At 47.2% G+C, this 15,044-nt stretch carries 14 protein-coding genes; 6 read left to right on the top strand and 8 right to left on the bottom strand.

The window, feature by feature from the left end; genetic code table 11:
• Window positions 1–68: 68 nt before the first annotated feature.
• The 8 genes from gspF to IT393_02400 all read right to left on the bottom strand — a co-directional run bounded on the left by gspF (window position 69) and on the right by IT393_02400 (window position 9,214).
• Window positions 69–1,289, bottom strand: coding sequence for a type II secretion system inner membrane protein GspF (gene gspF, locus IT393_02435; GenBank protein ID MCC7201508.1), 1,221 nt, complete (start codon window positions 1,287–1,289; stop codon window positions 69–71).
• A 121-nt stretch (window positions 1,290–1,410) separates the two neighbouring features.
• Window positions 1,411–3,114, bottom strand: coding sequence for a type II secretion system ATPase GspE (gene gspE / locus IT393_02430; protein ID MCC7201507.1), 1,704 nt, complete (start codon window positions 3,112–3,114; stop codon window positions 1,411–1,413).
• Between the two features lie 2 nt (window positions 3,115–3,116).
• Entirely contained in the window at window positions 3,117–5,063 is a 1,947-nt protein-coding gene (gene gspD / locus IT393_02425) for a type II secretion system secretin GspD (protein MCC7201506.1), read from the bottom strand.
• Window positions 5,064–5,178: 115 nt separating this feature from the next.
• Complete coding sequence (locus IT393_02420) at window positions 5,179–6,057, bottom strand: PDZ domain-containing protein (protein MCC7201505.1); 879 nt, start codon at window positions 6,055–6,057, stop codon at window positions 5,179–5,181.
• A gap of 71 nt (window positions 6,058–6,128) precedes the next feature.
• Window positions 6,129–7,250, bottom strand: a complete 1,122-nt coding sequence (locus IT393_02415; GenBank protein MCC7201504.1) for a hypothetical protein — start codon at window positions 7,248–7,250, stop codon at window positions 6,129–6,131.
• Between the two features lie 47 nt (window positions 7,251–7,297).
• Window positions 7,298–8,116, bottom strand: a complete 819-nt coding sequence (locus tag IT393_02410; protein ID MCC7201503.1) for a hypothetical protein — start codon at window positions 8,114–8,116, stop codon at window positions 7,298–7,300.
• An 18-nt stretch (window positions 8,117–8,134) separates the two neighbouring features.
• Window positions 8,135–8,806 (bottom strand): rhomboid family intramembrane serine protease, encoded by a 672-nt coding sequence (locus IT393_02405; protein MCC7201502.1) that lies wholly within the window; start codon window positions 8,804–8,806, stop codon window positions 8,135–8,137.
• A 24-nt stretch (window positions 8,807–8,830) separates the two neighbouring features.
• Window positions 8,831–9,214, bottom strand: a complete 384-nt coding sequence (locus IT393_02400) for a hypothetical protein (protein ID MCC7201501.1) — start codon at window positions 9,212–9,214, stop codon at window positions 8,831–8,833.
• 401 nt (window positions 9,215–9,615) lie between these two features.
• Between IT393_02400 and moaA the strand changes: the two genes are divergently transcribed.
• From moaA to IT393_02370, 6 genes are all read left to right on the top strand, one after another.
• A complete protein-coding gene (moaA, locus tag IT393_02395) occupies window positions 9,616–10,611 on the top strand; it encodes a GTP 3',8-cyclase MoaA (protein MCC7201500.1) in 996 nt (331 codons plus the stop codon).
• Window positions 10,612–10,819: 208 nt separating this feature from the next.
• Window positions 10,820–11,326: a cyclic pyranopterin monophosphate synthase MoaC gene (gene moaC, locus IT393_02390; protein MCC7201499.1), complete on the top strand. Its 507-nt coding sequence runs from the start codon at window positions 10,820–10,822 to the stop codon at window positions 11,324–11,326.
• Window positions 11,327–11,363: 37 nt separating this feature from the next.
• Complete coding sequence (locus IT393_02385; protein ID MCC7201498.1) at window positions 11,364–12,767, top strand: ATP-binding cassette domain-containing protein; 1,404 nt, start codon at window positions 11,364–11,366, stop codon at window positions 12,765–12,767.
• Between the two features lie 2 nt (window positions 12,768–12,769).
• Complete coding sequence (locus IT393_02380; GenBank protein MCC7201497.1) at window positions 12,770–13,537, top strand: ABC transporter permease; 768 nt, start codon at window positions 12,770–12,772, stop codon at window positions 13,535–13,537.
• Between the two features lie 10 nt (window positions 13,538–13,547).
• On the top strand, window positions 13,548–14,225 hold the full coding sequence (locus IT393_02375; protein ID MCC7201496.1) for a molybdenum cofactor biosynthesis protein MoaE: 678 nt from the start codon (window positions 13,548–13,550) through the stop codon (window positions 14,223–14,225).
• The gene (locus IT393_02370; protein ID MCC7201495.1) at window positions 14,204–15,031 is read left to right on the top strand and encodes a hypothetical protein; all 828 of its coding nucleotides are present in this window, start codon (window positions 14,204–14,206) and stop codon (window positions 15,029–15,031) included. The genes IT393_02375 and IT393_02370 overlap by 22 nt, the downstream gene beginning before the upstream one ends.
• The last annotated feature ends 13 nt before the right edge of the window (window positions 15,032–15,044 follow it).

Raw genomic sequence — 15,044 nt, 5'->3', positions numbered from 1 at the left:
GAAGAATTACTTTCCCCCCCTTTGTAAACTGGGGTAACTGGTTTCCCCCTTTGAAAAAGGGGGATTTTTCATCTTACCACCTGGCTCATCTCAAAAATCGGCAATAGTATAGATAGCACTACAAAAAGCACAACCACTCCCATGAACAGCACCATTATGGGTTCCAGCAGGGCAGTGAGTCCGGATACTGTAGTATCAACCTCATTATCATACGCGTCGGACACCTTGGCCAGCATCCCTTCAAGCTCTCCGCTCTTCTCGCCTGCTGTCATCATCTGTATAACCATGGATGGGAATGCACCGCTCCTTTTGAGTGGTTCTGACAGTGGTTCTCCTTCTTTAACCCGGTCTTTTGCGTCTTCTATTATTTTTGACAATACTGTGTTGTTCACTACCGCCTTGACAATATCCATTGAGTTAATGAGGGGTATTCCGCTTGCGAGGAGCGTACTGAGTGTCCTTGTAAATCTTGATATTGCTATCAGCCGGACGATCTTGCCAAACAGCGGCATTCGCAGGATAAACCTGTCATAAGCAGTCCTTCCCCCCGGTGTCTTTACATACCTGACGAGTGAAAATATCAGAATGAATATCCCGCTTCCTGCGGCCCACCAGTATGACCTGAAGAAGCTGCTGATCGAAATAAGTATGAGGGTCGGGAGCGGCAGCGCCTGTCCTGTATCCTCGAATACCTTTGTGACCTGCGGTATGACATAGCTGAAAAGGAATCCGAGGACGCAGGTGCCAATAAACAGCATCATGACAGGGTATGTCATGGTCGCCCAGATCTTGTTCCTGAGCCTTACCTGGCTTTCCTGAAAATCAGCAAGGCGTGCGAGGACGACATCAAGCGCCCCGCTTGCCTCGCCTGCCTGTATCATATTGGTATAGAGGTCTGAAAAGACCTTAGGATGAGTCCTCATTGCCTCTGCAAGAGATTTTCCTTCCCTGACATCCTCACGTATCTTGGTTATAGTCCTTTTGAGTAATGGATCGTCAACATGGTCTATAGTGGCTGACAGGCCCTCCATAAGCGGAAGTCCTGCGGTAAGTAATGTGGCGAGCTGGCGGGTAAAGACCGTAACCTCCTGTTTCTTCACCCGTTTAAGTATACTTAGGGCTGCGGATCGTCCTTCCTCTGCCTTTCTGGCTGACTCCTCAGATACCTCTGTTGGGAAGATGCCTGATTTTCTTAATTTGAGTTTTGCACCCTGGCTGTTATCCGCATCAATAAAACCGTGGGTATCTTTACCGTCAGTTGTAAGTCCTTTATATTCGAATACAGGCATAGTAATAACAAAAGCAACTTAAGGTGATATAGACTGAAGGCTGAAGGTCATTCTTTCCTTCAGCCTTCAGTCTTCGGTCTTCAGTCTTCAGTCTTCAGTCTTCAATCTCTATCTACCTCTATTATTCAACAATATCTTCCTGAGTCACCCTTGACACCTCTTCAATGCTTGTGAGTCCTGCAAGCACCTTTGAAGCGCCGTCCCGTCTGAGGGTTATCATACCCCCTTCTATAGCCTTATTCTTGATTATCTGGGAGTTGACGTTTTGCTGAATAAGTCCCCTGATCTCATCATTTACAAGAAGTATCTCGTATATACCTGTGCGTCCTCTGTAGCCGGTGTGCATACACTTGTCACATCCTTCAGCAGCATAAATATGGCGTCCGGATAACTGATGTGAATCAATCCCCAGCTCTTCGAGCTCCGGCCTGGAAGGGGTGTATTCCTTTTTGCAGACCGGACAGAGAAGCCTTATGAGCCTCTGGGCAGCTATAGCAACAACTGATGATGAAACAAGGAACGGCTCAATTCCCATATCAATAAGCCTTGTGACTGCCCCGGCCGAGTCATTCGTATGCAGCGTGCTGAAGACAAGGTGTCCGGTCAGTGAGGCCTGAATTGCTATTTCAGATGTCTCAAGGTCCCTGATCTCACCTACCATGATTACATCAGGGTCCTGACGGAGTATGGACCTTAATCCTTTTGCAAACGTCAGTTCTATCTTGGGGTTTACCTGCATCTGGCCAATACCCTTTATCTGATATTCCACGGGGTCCTCGATAGTAATTATATTCTTGTCCGGAGAATTGATTTCCATGAGGGCGGCATAGAGAGTAGTGGTCTTGCCGCTGCCTGTAGGCCCTGTGACGAGAATGATACCGTGAGACAGGTGAATCAGTTTTTCAAATTTGTGCAGTATGTCATTGGAAAGGCCGATATCCCTGAGCCTGAGGAGATAGCCTGACTTATCCAGAAGCCTCATTACAATCCGTTCTCCAAAGGATGTGGGGATAATGGAGACGCGCACATCAATGTCCTTGCCTGCAATCTTCAGGCCGATCCTTCCATCCTGCGGAAGGCGTTTTTCTGCAATGTTCAAAGAGGCCATAATCTTTATTCTTGAGGCCACACTGGGTTGAAATCTCTTTGGCAGTGAAAGGATATTATGGAGGACTCCGTCAATCCTGAACCGTACTGCTATGTCCCGCTCAAAAGGTTCAAAATGGATATCACTCGCCCTGTCCTTTACCGACCTGAAGAGCAGTGAATTAATGAGTTTGATAATCGGGGCTTCATCAACTGCGTCAATGAGATCTATAGGCTCATCCAGACCTGCAGCGAGAGCTTCATCACCGAGATCTTCGATAACCTGCTCTGCCGCTTCCTTGTGTGTTTCGTATGCCATGTTTATGGCATTCAGGATCGTGATAGATTCGGTCAGGAACAATTCGATATCAGATCCCAGATATGTCCTTATGTCGTCTATCGGAGTAATATTCAATGGGTCGGATATGGCTACTCTTACCGTACTGTTCTCTTTGCGGAAGGGGATCATGACATGCCGTTTAAGGAACGATATTGGCACTGATGAGACCAGCTCCTTATCTATCTCTTCTTCTGTCAGATTCTGCAGATATGGTAAATGGAACTGGAGGCTTAATGCCCGCAGAAGGTCGGTCTCCCGTACATGTTTTGTATGAACGAGTATTTCGCCGATCCGGCCGCCTTTTTCACGCTGGATATTAAGGCATTCCTCTATCTCGCCATCCCCGATAGAGGATATGTTCCGCAAGATGTCTCCTAACAGTTCCCTCTTTCTTGTCATGACTATTCCGGCGGATTTAGGATGAAATTATCTTTGATATCAAATTTATATTTTTTCCTGAATGCCTCGCCTGTCTTTCTCTTATCCCGGCTTATCTCCTCCAGTGTCTCAACTTCTTTGATTATGTGAGGGGTGAGGAAGATCATAAGGTTTGTCTTTGACTTTTTCCTGCCCTCATACTTGAAGAGATAGCCGAGGAGCGGTATATCGCCAAGGAGCGGAACTTTTCTTTCCGTTATCGTGACATCGTCTTTAATGAGACCCGCTATCACTATGGTTTCCTGATCCCGTATCATAACAGAGGTCTCGGCAGACCTCTTGTTTGTTATCGGTACCTCCTGATCTGTACCGACCGGGATACTGCCGCTCAGGCTTGATATTTCCTGATATATATCGAGTTTAACAAGGTCGCTCTCTGTTGTGTGCGGGGTAATCTTCAGCTGGATACCGACATCCTTCCTTTCAATCGTGGCCTGGACATTGCCTCCTGCTGTCTGGCTCACCCCTGTTATAAATGGAACATTCTGACCGACGATGATCTTCGCCTCCTGATTATCCAGTGTGAGTATATTTGGGGTTGAGAGGACATTTACATCAGAGTCAGCCTGAAAGAGCCTTACAAGGGCGCCCACATTCAGGGTAGTTCCGTCAGGAAGGAAGCCATGCACACCGGCAGCCACGAGGCCGCTGACGCTGAGCGGGTTTACGGAAAAACTGGTTATTCCAGCCCCTGGCGGCGCAAGGGCAGTACCTCCCACAAACATAGTCTCTCCGGATTTTACATTCGCCGTGCTTCTCCACTCCATTCCGATTTCACGCGCCTTGTCAACTCCCATCTCTACTATGGCAGCTTCGACATAGACCTGTTTGCGCCTGATATCAAGCCGTTCTATGATAGACTTAATGCGTTCGTAGTCCTCGGGTGATGCCATTATTATCAGGGAGTTGGTCGCCTTGTCAGCAGTGACGGATATCCCGCCCTCGAAGTGGACAGTGGTATCCTGCGGCGTTTGTGCAGCCGCAGCAGCCCGTGGCGGGGCCTTGCTCGTCAGGGTAGCGAGCACCTTTGACATCTCCTCTGCGCTTGCATTCTGGAGGTAGTACACATATATACCGCCCTTTCCCTTTGGAGGCTCCTTGTCCAGCTCAGTAATTAACTCCAGGACCTTTGCCATATTGCTCTTGATATCAGTAAGTATCAGTGTATTAGTCTGCGGGTAGGGGATGCTTGAACCATCTTTGGATATAAGGGGCGCAATCAGCCTTGATATCTCGGAGGCGCTGATGTAATTAAGCCGCATTACACGCGTCTCATAATTTTCGTCCTGAGGTAGCGGTTTATCAGCGGTAACTATGCTTACACCGCTCTGTTTGGCTTCTCGTGACGGAAATAACTTTATTACCTTGTTTTCACCTACTGCTGTAAATCCCTTCATATCAAGGACAGTAAGAAATACCTGATAAGCCTCATCAACTGATATCTTCGTCGGTGATATTACAGTAACCTTTCCCTGCACCTTTTCATCCAGCACAAAGTTCTTGCCCGTAAGTTCACTGATAAATTTCACGAACGTCTGAAGGTCAACGTTGTTGAAGTCGAGGGTTACCATCCTGTCGCCGCCCTTTGCAGCAGAGCGTTTGCCTGAAGGCAATTGCGGGGGGGCTGCTGGTGATGCGATATCCTCTGTACCCGGGGCTTCAGCCTCCGGCGCTTTGGCTGCCCCCATGTCCCGGCCCTTTATTAATACAGGAGGTTTCAGGCTGTACGGGCTGCCGGACTGACCGTCAGGCGCAGGCGGCTCAGCAGCTGGAGAAGGGGCTGATGCAGGTGGGGGGAGGGCTCGGGGCGCTATTGCACGCGGCATGATCCGCTGCTGGACAGCCGAGGTCCCCTCAGACCCCTGCAAAATGGTCCCCTCTGTACCTGCTGTCTGTTCTTCAAGAAACATAGGAGGGAAAGGAGGGCTCATCTGAGCATGCAATGTCTGGGATGCAATAAGCAACAATGCGGGAACAATAGAGCACGTCAACAGCCGAAATTGCAAAATTTTCAGATTACACCTCCTACCTGATCTCGTAGTTTAAAGTCATCTTCTGTCCGGCTCGTACGAGGTCAATTACAAAACGGTCATTATCCTTAAGCATCTGATATACCTGAAATGCCTTTTCCGGGTCTTTGAGTTCTGTTCCGTTAATCCCATACAAAATGTCGCCGTTTCTGAGACCTGCCTTGTCGAATATACTGCCGGGAACTATAGAGAAAATCCTGAATCCGTCGGCTGCCCCTCCCGTAAAATTTGGCACGAGGCGTGCCTGGGTAAGCAGTTTGTTCATATCTTCTGTTGCCGCTGCTACGGCCTCCCTCTCAATAAGCATGGTGCCCTGCTGTGGCGTGTCCTGAGGGGCCGCAGGGAAAGCAGGACGTGGAGCCGGTGGTGAAGCTGTCCGCTGTGAGGCCATGGCATCCGGCGATGCAATTTCAACATCCTCTCTCTGCCCGTCTCGTTCTATTGTAATCCTGCTCCTGCTGATATCTGCAAGCCTGACGCCCGGGGTAATCGTATCGTTTATCCTGAATATCTTGTGTGCCTTTTGAAACGGGTCTTCAATAATGGCATAGGCAAAGTTGTCATCGCCGGCTACTGTGCCAATGAGGCGTATCGGGACTACCTGTTTTTCTTCCTTTGTTATGCCTGATGATCTTGAGGAAGGCGCCAGAAGCTCGGCTAAGGTCTTTGATTTAAAAATGTTCCTGTCAAGGATAGCCTTATACATCTCAATGGATTTGGTTTCCTTTACACCGGTGACAAGGGGCCCTGCTGAATACCCTTTTGAAAAAGGGGGTTCAATCTCCTGCGCTATCCTGAAAATAACTATATGAGTTATAAAGAAAACACCTGTGGCCAGGATAAGTAAGTTAAACGGTATGAAATAGTTTTTCATCTCATATTCCGAGATATTACAATAGAAAAGTGGTGAAAGTCAATAGAACCCCACCCCTTTGTCATCGCTTCTTACCAGCCCATGATCAACTGCAGGGCCTGGCGCTTGTCTTCATCCTGTCCAGCATAAACCCCTATCTCTTCTGTATAATTGGCGTAGCTTACCTTAAGCAGCCATATGTCAACCTCTGCACCGAAGGCCGGATATCCCCCGTTGAGTCCGCCCCGCAGGATGAAATGGTTCTTCAAAAAGCCCAGCTCAGCCCCTGCATGGAGCCTTTTGCCAAAGCTGTCATCCTGTTCAAATGCCTTTGAGATGTCCTGATAGTCAAGGGCCAGGATGCATGAGGAAGCAAGCGGTACCTTTGGTTGAATTGATATGCCGAGATTAACTCTCTGCGGTATCCTGCCTCCATCACCAAAATCGAGGTCAGTAATATCAAGGACTGACAGGCCAACCTGTGGCTTGATTTTCTGAATGACGGGCAGCGGCAGGTTATAGAGGACGCCCAGGTCAAGACTGATGTCAGATTTGTCAATCTTTTCCTTGTCAAAGTCAAAACTCTCACTGGCTATGTCTGCAATGGTAAAATTCTTGTTAAACCATGAGCGTGCTATATATTTTGCCCCGGCGCCAACCCGCAGTCCAGGCACAGGCAGTTCTATTGAAAATCCGGCTACGGGACCATACTCATACCCGCCGTGAAATTCCACGGCCCCTGCAGAAGAGAGCGGGGAGTGCAGCTTTATGTCAGCCCTTCCCTGTCCGAGCACACCAACGGCAAAATTCCTTACAGCGGCATGAGGGAAAAATGATATACGGACGTGAAGGGGTTCCCCCTGATGCCTGTCAATAATGTCAAATAATGCATCAGACCTCTCCTTTTCGGTATCAAGGTCCATCGCATCCAGTACATCCTGCGCCATATCAGTGACACCTGAATCAATCTCTGCAACCGGGTCGAATATATGAAGCTGAAAACCCATGTCATAGAGTGTCGCCGGGTTATAGAATAATGCCTCGGCATCCCGGCCTACTGCCGTATATGTGCTTCCCATTCCAAGGCTGCGCAGGCCTTTATACAGGAATGGATAATCATTAAAAGATGCCGCAGCGCCAAAAGCAGCAGCCCCGCCCATCAGAGTGACAATGAACAGCAGTGATATACATAGAGATAATAATTTCTTTACCATTTGATTTCCCCCTGATAAATATACATGTCCCTTTGCCTGAAACGTCCCTATGGGCCGCTTGTCCCATACTGGTTCTGAAGGTAGCTCTCCAGTTCTGCTGCAGTGACCTGACAGGTTGCGCTTCCGGCAGTGCAGTCTGCCCCGCCAATAGCCTCTATCTGGTCTTCGATGACCTGTCCCAGTTCAGTATCTGCCGTTCCGTCGCCGTCTGTGTCCCCAAAGGGGGAGTCATTGATGTTGTTTATTATGTACAGCGCGTCTCTTTCTATGACATCAAGTATTGGTGTGGGATCAAGGGTGCCGTCACCATCAGTGTCTACCAGGACGGTTGGAGAAGAGGCAATCAAACCGGCTATTGTATCAGCATCAGCAGCGCTTATTCCGTCAGTTACATCCACATCATTTTCGCCAACCTGGGCTAAGGCAATGACTACCTCTGCAACAGATGTAATCACGAGTTGTGAACATGCAGCTTCACTGCCGGCTTCACATTTTTCGGCCAACTGTACATTTGCTTTGTATATCTCATCGAGGTACGAGGGATCAAGGCCGGACAGTGAGCCGATGGCACTAATGTCTCCTGTAGTGGCAGAGTCAATAAGGCCGTTTAGTTGCCGGGCCACATCAAGCGGGTCAAGCCCTGCAGCGCCGAGGGCAGCGGCAGAACAATCCAGAGGATCAGCAGCCCCTTTATCACATGCGCTCAATACTGCCTGAAAATCTCCTGAGTCAAGGGACTTCAGGGCTGCGTATTGTTGTGCGTCATCTGTCTCCTTGTCTTCCATCCCTTTGAGAATATTCTGTCCGCAGCCTGATGCTGCCATCAGAACTATTATCAGGGATGAATATAGAAATGCCCTTTTCATCTTTAAATCCTCCTTTGATTAATAGGCTTCTGTGTGACCTCTCTTTTTGAACAGTCCGACAAGCAGGACCCCGGCAAGGAAGCCTCCTATATGTGCAAACCAGGCGACCCCGCCTCCCCTGCCTCCGGTTATCATCCCATTTAGTATCTGCACGAATATCCACAAACCTAAAACGAATACTGCAGGAACCTTTATTACCTGCATATAGAAACCAAACGGCACAAGTGTCAGCACCTTTGCCCGGGGGAACAGGACGAGGTAGGCGCCAAGGACACCGGAGATGGCTCCGCTTGCCCCAACCATAGGTACCGTAGAATCCGGGTTTACAAAAGTAAAGATATAGACTGCAGCTATTCCGCTGATCAAATAGAAGATTATAAATTTAAAATGCCCCATTGAGTCTTCTATGTTGTTCCCGAAAATCCAGAGGTAGAGCATATTGCCGGCTACATGAAAAAAGCCGCCATGAAGAAACATGGATGAAAATATGGTCAGATAGGGGGGTGGGTGTCCTGGAGGCGCTGACATGTTTATGATATAAAGCGGTTTTGCGCCATACGTATTCAGGAAAGACTCAAGTTGCGGCCCTATAGATATTTCGTAGACGAATATGACGATGTTTAATGCAATCAGACCTATGGTTACAATGGGGAAACTACCGGTTGGGTTATCATCCTTTAAAGGAATCATGTTAGTCTATCGGAAGCATACAGCTTAAAACTTATACTTAAAAATCCCGGCTGTGTAGAGTGGTTGTCCTCCTGTTTTGTTGTCAGCTACTACACTTACAGATGGTAAACTTACTGTTAAGCTGCCTTTGTTGACAGTAGCCACATATCTCACCTCAGATGCGACGCCAAAGATGGCCCCTGCAATTCCACCTATTGCAGCGCCGGTGCCGACATTGCCGCCCCAATCCGGGTCATCCTGCGTCAGCGATACTGCAGAGGCTATAAGGGCCCCGGCAGCCATACCATAGAATGTATCCATGAAGATAGTCCTCATGCCATTTTCTTCTGATCTGGCATCAGAAGGTGCAAATATAAAAGAAGCGAAAGCGATCAATACAGACAATGCAACAGCCCTGGTAATCTTCATCATAATTTCTCCTTAAAAGTCATTATTATTTAGGATTATCCTATATTATTGCAAAACAAGGGTCAAGGGGTATTTATACAACCGGCTGTATAAAAGATATACAGAATTTATTGTTGTAAATTGAGTAGTTATAATGTTCTGTATTCCACGGAACCTTAAGCGTGTATCATCATTACACAAAAAAGGGCGAGCAACGAAGATAAACGAAGGTTTGGTGGGGGTATCTGATATCATAATATTGCAATTAGTTGTGTGCTGGCTTAATATATCGTACAGATAATGTTGTACTTAATGCGGTTTATTCTGAATGACGTTATGTGGGGTTAAGAGCTGGTATAGATATTGCAACGTGAATGGAATAGCTTCAAATACCATATAAAAACGGAATCAAGGAGGTTCCCATGGCCCAGCTAATTGATGCTTTCAATCGTAGAATCACTTATATGAGGATTTCAGTAACTGACCGGTGTAATCTCCGGTGTGTTTACTGTGTCCCTTCCTGCGGTACCATCAGCAGTATGCCCTCCAAAGAACTCCTGACGTTTGATGAAATGCTCAAAATAGTTAAAGTCGCAGCAAAAATGGGACTCACAAAGGTGCGTATTACAGGTGGTGAGCCGCTGGTTCGCAGGGGTGTGGTCGAGTTTATTGCAGCGGTCAACAAGGTTGACGGCATCAGGGATATTGCAATGACTACCAATGGGGTTCTCCTTAAACAATATGCCCAGGCCCTTAAAAAGGCGGGTCTCAGAAGGCTTAATATCAGCCTCGATACTTTTGATCCAAAGAAGTTTATGGAAATAACCAAGGGTGATTGTTTTGACAGGGTGTGGGAAGGTATCCTGGAGGCTGAGCGCGTTGGATTTGATCCCATAAAAATTAATGTTGTCCCTTCAAAGGGATGCAATGATAATGAACTGGTTGATTTTGCAAAGTTGACGCTTACAAAGCCATTCCAGGTCAGATTCATAGAATTTATGCCTGTAGATGATTGGGAAGCGTGGAAGAAAAATTTCATTTCCAAGGCTGAGATGATGGAAAAGATAGAGTCAGCGCTTGGGAAGCTTGAGCCGGTCGTGGAAAAAGAAAGGTCAGGTCCGGCAAAGAATTACAGGCTGCACGGGGCCCCCGGACAGGTAGGCTTTATAAGCGCAATAAGTGAGCATTTCTGCGATACCTGTAACAGGGTTCGGCTTGGCGCTGACGGTAAGATCAAACATTGTCTTTTCTCAGAGTCTTTTATTGATTTCAGGGAGCCTCTCAGAAATGGTTGCGAGGATGCTGAGATTGAAAAGTTGTTATGTTCAGTGATGGAAACCAAACCTGAGGCACACAATATAGACATGAACGCCGAGTCTCAGAAATTCCTCCACTCGATGACACAGATAGGTGGATAGAATAGTCAAGTTGAAAGAAAAAGGGGGACAGATTTATTTTTCCGCTGCAGCGGAAAAATAAATCTGTCCCCCTTTTTCTTGTTGCTGTCCCCCTTTTTTCTGACACTTTATATTTTTTTATAGAAAATTTTCAATGAGTTCTGATATACTGGTATGAAACTTGTATTTTGATATATAAGAATGGTTACTTTTTAAAGGAGGATTCAAAGTGTCAGAGCTTACACATTTCAATGTAGAGGGCAGGGCAAAGATGGTGGATGTAAGTGAAAAGATTGTGACATCGAGGACTGCCATAGCAACAGGTAAGGTATATATGCTTCCTGAGACCTTGAAAAGGATACAGGATGGGAAGATTGCCAAAGGCGATGTCCTTGCAGTGGCCCAGGTCGCGGGTATAATGGGGGCAAAGAGGACACCCGATATAATCCCGATGTGTCATCCCCTTCTGTTATCAGGTGTGGATATATCCTTTACAGAGGATCCTGTTCCTGATGAAAACGGTCTTTGCTCCGTTGGAATTACCGCTACAGTCAGGGTAGGAGGCCAGACAGGCGTTGAGATGGAGGCGCTCACAGCCGCATCAATTGCAGCCCTTACCATATATGATATGTGCAAGGCTATAGATAAAGGGATGATTTTGAGCGAGATTTGCCTTGAGAAGAAGACCGGCGGCAAGTCAGGGACATATATCAGGGAGAAGGCGGTTAACAAATAGCAATGAGTAACTTGAGCAGGAGAGTCAGGCATAATTCATGATAAAGACAGAGAACTTAACCAAGATATTTTCATCAGGTACCAAGGCAGTAGATAACCTCAATATTACTGTCGAAGATGGGGAGATCTTTGGTTTTCTGGGTCCTAACGGTGCAGGCAAGAGCACTACTATAAAAATACTTACGACCCTTTCCCGTCCGACATCAGGACAGGCATGGGTTGGAGGACATAATGTCCTGACTGAACCTGTGAAGGTACGTTGTTCAATCGGATATGTGGCTCAGGAAACAGGAATAGACTATTTCCTGACAGGAAGGGAAAATCTCGTTCTCCAGGGCAGGATGTACAGGATGGACGGGAAGACTATCAGCAGGAGAATAGATGAACTGTTGGAATTGTTCAGCATAAAGGAGTGTGCCGACCAGCTCGTTTCTACTTATTCAGGCGGTATGAGGCGAAAACTTGACATTGCGACCGCCCTTATACACAATCCAAGTCTCGTATTTCTCGATGAACCTACGCTGGGGCTTGATCCGCACAGCAGGTCACAGTTATGGAATTACATCCGCATGCTGAACCGTGAACTGAAGGTCACTATATTCCTTACAACCCACTATCTGGATGAGGCGGATAAGCTCTCAAACAGGATTGGGATACTTCACAAGGGGAGCATCAAGATTGTTGATACCCCGGATAAACTGAAAGACAGTATTCGCGGAGATTCAGTAAATCTCGAACTTAAAGGGAACGCAAAGAGCAAGGCCATCTCCATATTGAAAGGCAACAGCAAGGTCAAGGAGATCCTTCTTGAAAATGAACATGTCAGGGTGTATGTCAACAATGGGAGCGAGGCCGTTCAGTGGATGATGAAGCTCCTTAATGAGAATGGCATAGACATTTCATCTCTTTCCATATCAAGGCCGAGCCTTGACGATGTCTATCTTAAGTACAGCGGCGCCAGCTTTAAAGAGGGTGATAGTGAAGAAGGCGGTGAGCCCTGGTGGGCCAAGTGGCAGAAGGGCGGCTGGGGAAAGAACTGGAAGGGTGGCGGGGATTGGGATCAGCAGGAGGTACAGGAAGGCCAGGAGGGCAGCCAGCAGGAATGGGGTAAAGAATGGGACGGCAGCGCCTCCGGCGGCCATAAAGAGGGTGAAAGCGGAAACGAAAACGGAAACGGTGAATGGGGCAAGTGGTCACCTGAGGAGATGAAGGAGTGGTGGAGCCGGCAGGCAAAAGCGGACAATGATACGCCAACTGAGAATGATTGGGGAAAGGGAGAATGGGAAATGGATAAGGATGATAAAGTTACATCATCAGAAAATGATGAGGTAAAAGATAAAGAAAATAAAGAGGAAGAGAGCAGTGAAGAGCCCTGGAAGAAATGGATGAATACGCCAGGGGCAGCAGAGTGGTGGGCTAAGCAGGGTAAAAAAGAGGGTTAATTATGGTTCAACTCTTTAGTGATACATGGTATCTCTTCAATAAATATTTAAGGATAACCCTTAGAATGCCTATGTGGGCGCTCTTTACTATTATTCAACCTCTCATATGGCTCCTTATTTTCGGCCAGTTATTTAAGAATATGGCATCCCTCCCGGGTTTTCCCCAGGGACGTTATATGGATTTTTTCCTGCCTGGTGCAATTATTATGACGGTGCTTTTTGGCACATCATGGTCCGGCGTCAGCCTTCTGCGAGAGATCAACTTTGGAACAGTTGAGAAGATGCTTGTTACCCCGGTCTCAAGGGTTTCAATAGTTATGAGCCGCGTCATACACACTGCAGTTACGGTTATTATACAATGTCTTATTATCATGATTATAGCGATTATATTTGGGGCAAGCGTGTCAGGGATTAAGGGTGCTTTCCTAAGTCTTGTCATCGTATTTCTCCTGTCGCTCGGTTTTTCAGGTATATCGAATGGCCTTGCCATGTGGTTAAAGAGAGAAGAGCCTTTGGTTATGCTTGGGAACATGATGACCCTGCCGCTGATGTTTTTATCATCTGCGATGGTGCCAAAGAGTTTTATGCCGGAATGGATAAAGGTCATTACCAGGATAAATCCTATAGATTATGCAGTGGAGACGACACGTGCCTTTTACAGCGGCGGGGCTTCGATGCATACGATACTTGTCGGTTTCCTGTTTTTGACGTTATTCGCAGTCTTGTCTATTTCATGGGCAACAGAGATGTTTGTGAATCAGAGTGAATAGGGGGGATCATATGGTAAAGGTTAAATTTTTTGCAATCATAAAAAACCTGGCAGGTAAGGAAGATGCCCAGATTGACGTGGGCGGATCAGTCAAGCTGAAAGACCTTGTTGGATTAATTGAAAAAGATTTTCCCAGGGTTGGTGAGATGTTGAAGACCAAGAGGGTTCTTATATCTGTCAATCAGGAGATAGGAACCGACGATATGCTGGTCAAAGATGGGGATGAGGTCGCCATCCTTCCGCCGTTTGCAGGAGGGGCGCCAGGGTCGCCCATGGTCAGGATACAAAAAGAAGACTTTTCAGTAGATGAAGAGATCAACAGGGTCAAGGCAAAATCCGGCGATGTCGGGGGGATAGTTGTATTCCTCGGTACAGGCAGGGGCACATCCCGCGGACGTTCCATCAGAAAGCTGGACTTTGAACACTATCCTGGAATGGCTGAAAAGAAATTGAATGAGATAAGGGAGAAGGCGCTCAAGGACTTTGATATAATAGAGGTCAACATAGTCCACAGGATAAGTGAAATAAGCATTGGAGAGAACATAGTCCTGATCGTCGTCGGCGCAGCCCACAGGGCTGATGCCTTCAAGGCGTGCAAATGGTGTATTGATGAACTAAAGCGCATTACACCGATCTGGAAGAAAGAGACAACCCCGGAGGGGGAGATATGGGTGGACGAGCATCCATAATGATGAAAACCGGCATGCTAAATACAGCCGTCCTGCTATTCATCTGTCTTTTCGCAGTTGATATGGCCGGCGCAGAGGTAAGCTACAGCATTCAGGCAAGTCCGGACACATATCAGCAGACAGATTCAGGCAAGGGCACTTATTGTGCTAAAGGGATAAATCCCATAACCGGCCTTCCGTGTTCGAATGGATTTGACCCTTCGAATATTACATGCAGCGATCAAAACGGAAATGGCTGGATTGATCAGGGTGAGTGCTCATGGGGAGACACCTCAACGCCGTGGTTTTCAGACTCAGCACTTAATACACAGAAGGGAAACGGGGTAACGCCCGGCGGCAGCGGAGCAGCGCTGGGGCAGACATCCACGACCGAAGTATTGCAGCCGCATTTTTCAGTAAGGTATTATAATGCGCCTTTAGCCCCTGGTACTACGGCTACATCGGGTGTCAGTTCACAGCCATCAGGAAGCCTCAGGAATCAGCACAATGAATTTGGATTTGAGGTGGTTGTAGACAAGAAAACAGACCCTCTTGAGCCTTATTACATGAAGTTCTATATTCCTTATACAACCGTGGATTCTACACAGTCAAATCAGTCAGGGACAGAAGGGAACATGGTGGGTAATGCTACAGGCATCTACTCCAAGGAAGTTACGGAAATGGACCCTAACACCCCGGGTGTTTTCTACAGATATACTGTCACCGGAACATACACAAGCACAGGCAATGCATATTCATCAAGTTCGAATTGCGTGACTGGGTGTACTACGGATGATGAGGCATCGTGGCGTGCTAAATGGCCATAAACGTAACAGTCAG

The sequence above is a fragment of the Nitrospirota bacterium genome (assembly GCA_020851375.1).
Lineage (GTDB): Bacteria > Nitrospirota > 9FT-COMBO-42-15 > HDB-SIOI813 > HDB-SIOI813 > RBG-16-43-11.
The sequence above is the reverse complement of the archived record's forward strand: the minus strand, read 5'-3'. Positions and strand labels throughout refer to the sequence as shown.

Excerpts from the sequence above, each read along its gene's own strand:
- IT393_02380 (MCC7201497.1), top strand. The coding sequence starts at position 12,770 with ATGGTTCAACTCTTTAGTGATACATGGTATCTCTTCAATAAATATTTA.
- moaA (MCC7201500.1), top strand. The coding sequence starts at position 9,616 with ATGGCCCAGCTAATTGATGCTTTCAATCGTAGAATCACTTATATGAGG.
- IT393_02375 (MCC7201496.1), top strand. The coding sequence starts at position 13,548 with ATGGTAAAGGTTAAATTTTTTGCAATCATAAAAAACCTGGCAGGTAAG.
- gspD (MCC7201506.1), bottom strand. The coding sequence starts at position 5,063 with ATGTTTCTTGAAGAACAGACAGCAGGTACAGAGGGGACCATTTTGCAG.
- gspF (MCC7201508.1), bottom strand. The coding sequence starts at position 1,289 with ATGCCTGTATTCGAATATAAAGGACTTACAACTGACGGTAAAGATACC.
- IT393_02405 (MCC7201502.1), bottom strand. The coding sequence starts at position 8,806 with ATGATTCCTTTAAAGGATGATAACCCAACCGGTAGTTTCCCCATTGTA.
- IT393_02415 (MCC7201504.1), bottom strand. The coding sequence starts at position 7,250 with ATGGTAAAGAAATTATTATCTCTATGTATATCACTGCTGTTCATTGTC.
- IT393_02385 (MCC7201498.1), top strand. The coding sequence starts at position 11,364 with ATGATAAAGACAGAGAACTTAACCAAGATATTTTCATCAGGTACCAAG.
- IT393_02420 (MCC7201505.1), bottom strand. The coding sequence starts at position 6,057 with ATGAAAAACTATTTCATACCGTTTAACTTACTTATCCTGGCCACAGGT.
- gspE (MCC7201507.1), bottom strand. The coding sequence starts at position 3,114 with ATGACAAGAAAGAGGGAACTGTTAGGAGACATCTTGCGGAACATATCC.
- IT393_02370 (MCC7201495.1), top strand. The coding sequence starts at position 14,204 with ATGGGTGGACGAGCATCCATAATGATGAAAACCGGCATGCTAAATACA.
- IT393_02410 (MCC7201503.1), bottom strand. The coding sequence starts at position 8,116 with ATGAAAAGGGCATTTCTATATTCATCCCTGATAATAGTTCTGATGGCA.
- IT393_02400 (MCC7201501.1), bottom strand. The coding sequence starts at position 9,214 with ATGAAGATTACCAGGGCTGTTGCATTGTCTGTATTGATCGCTTTCGCT.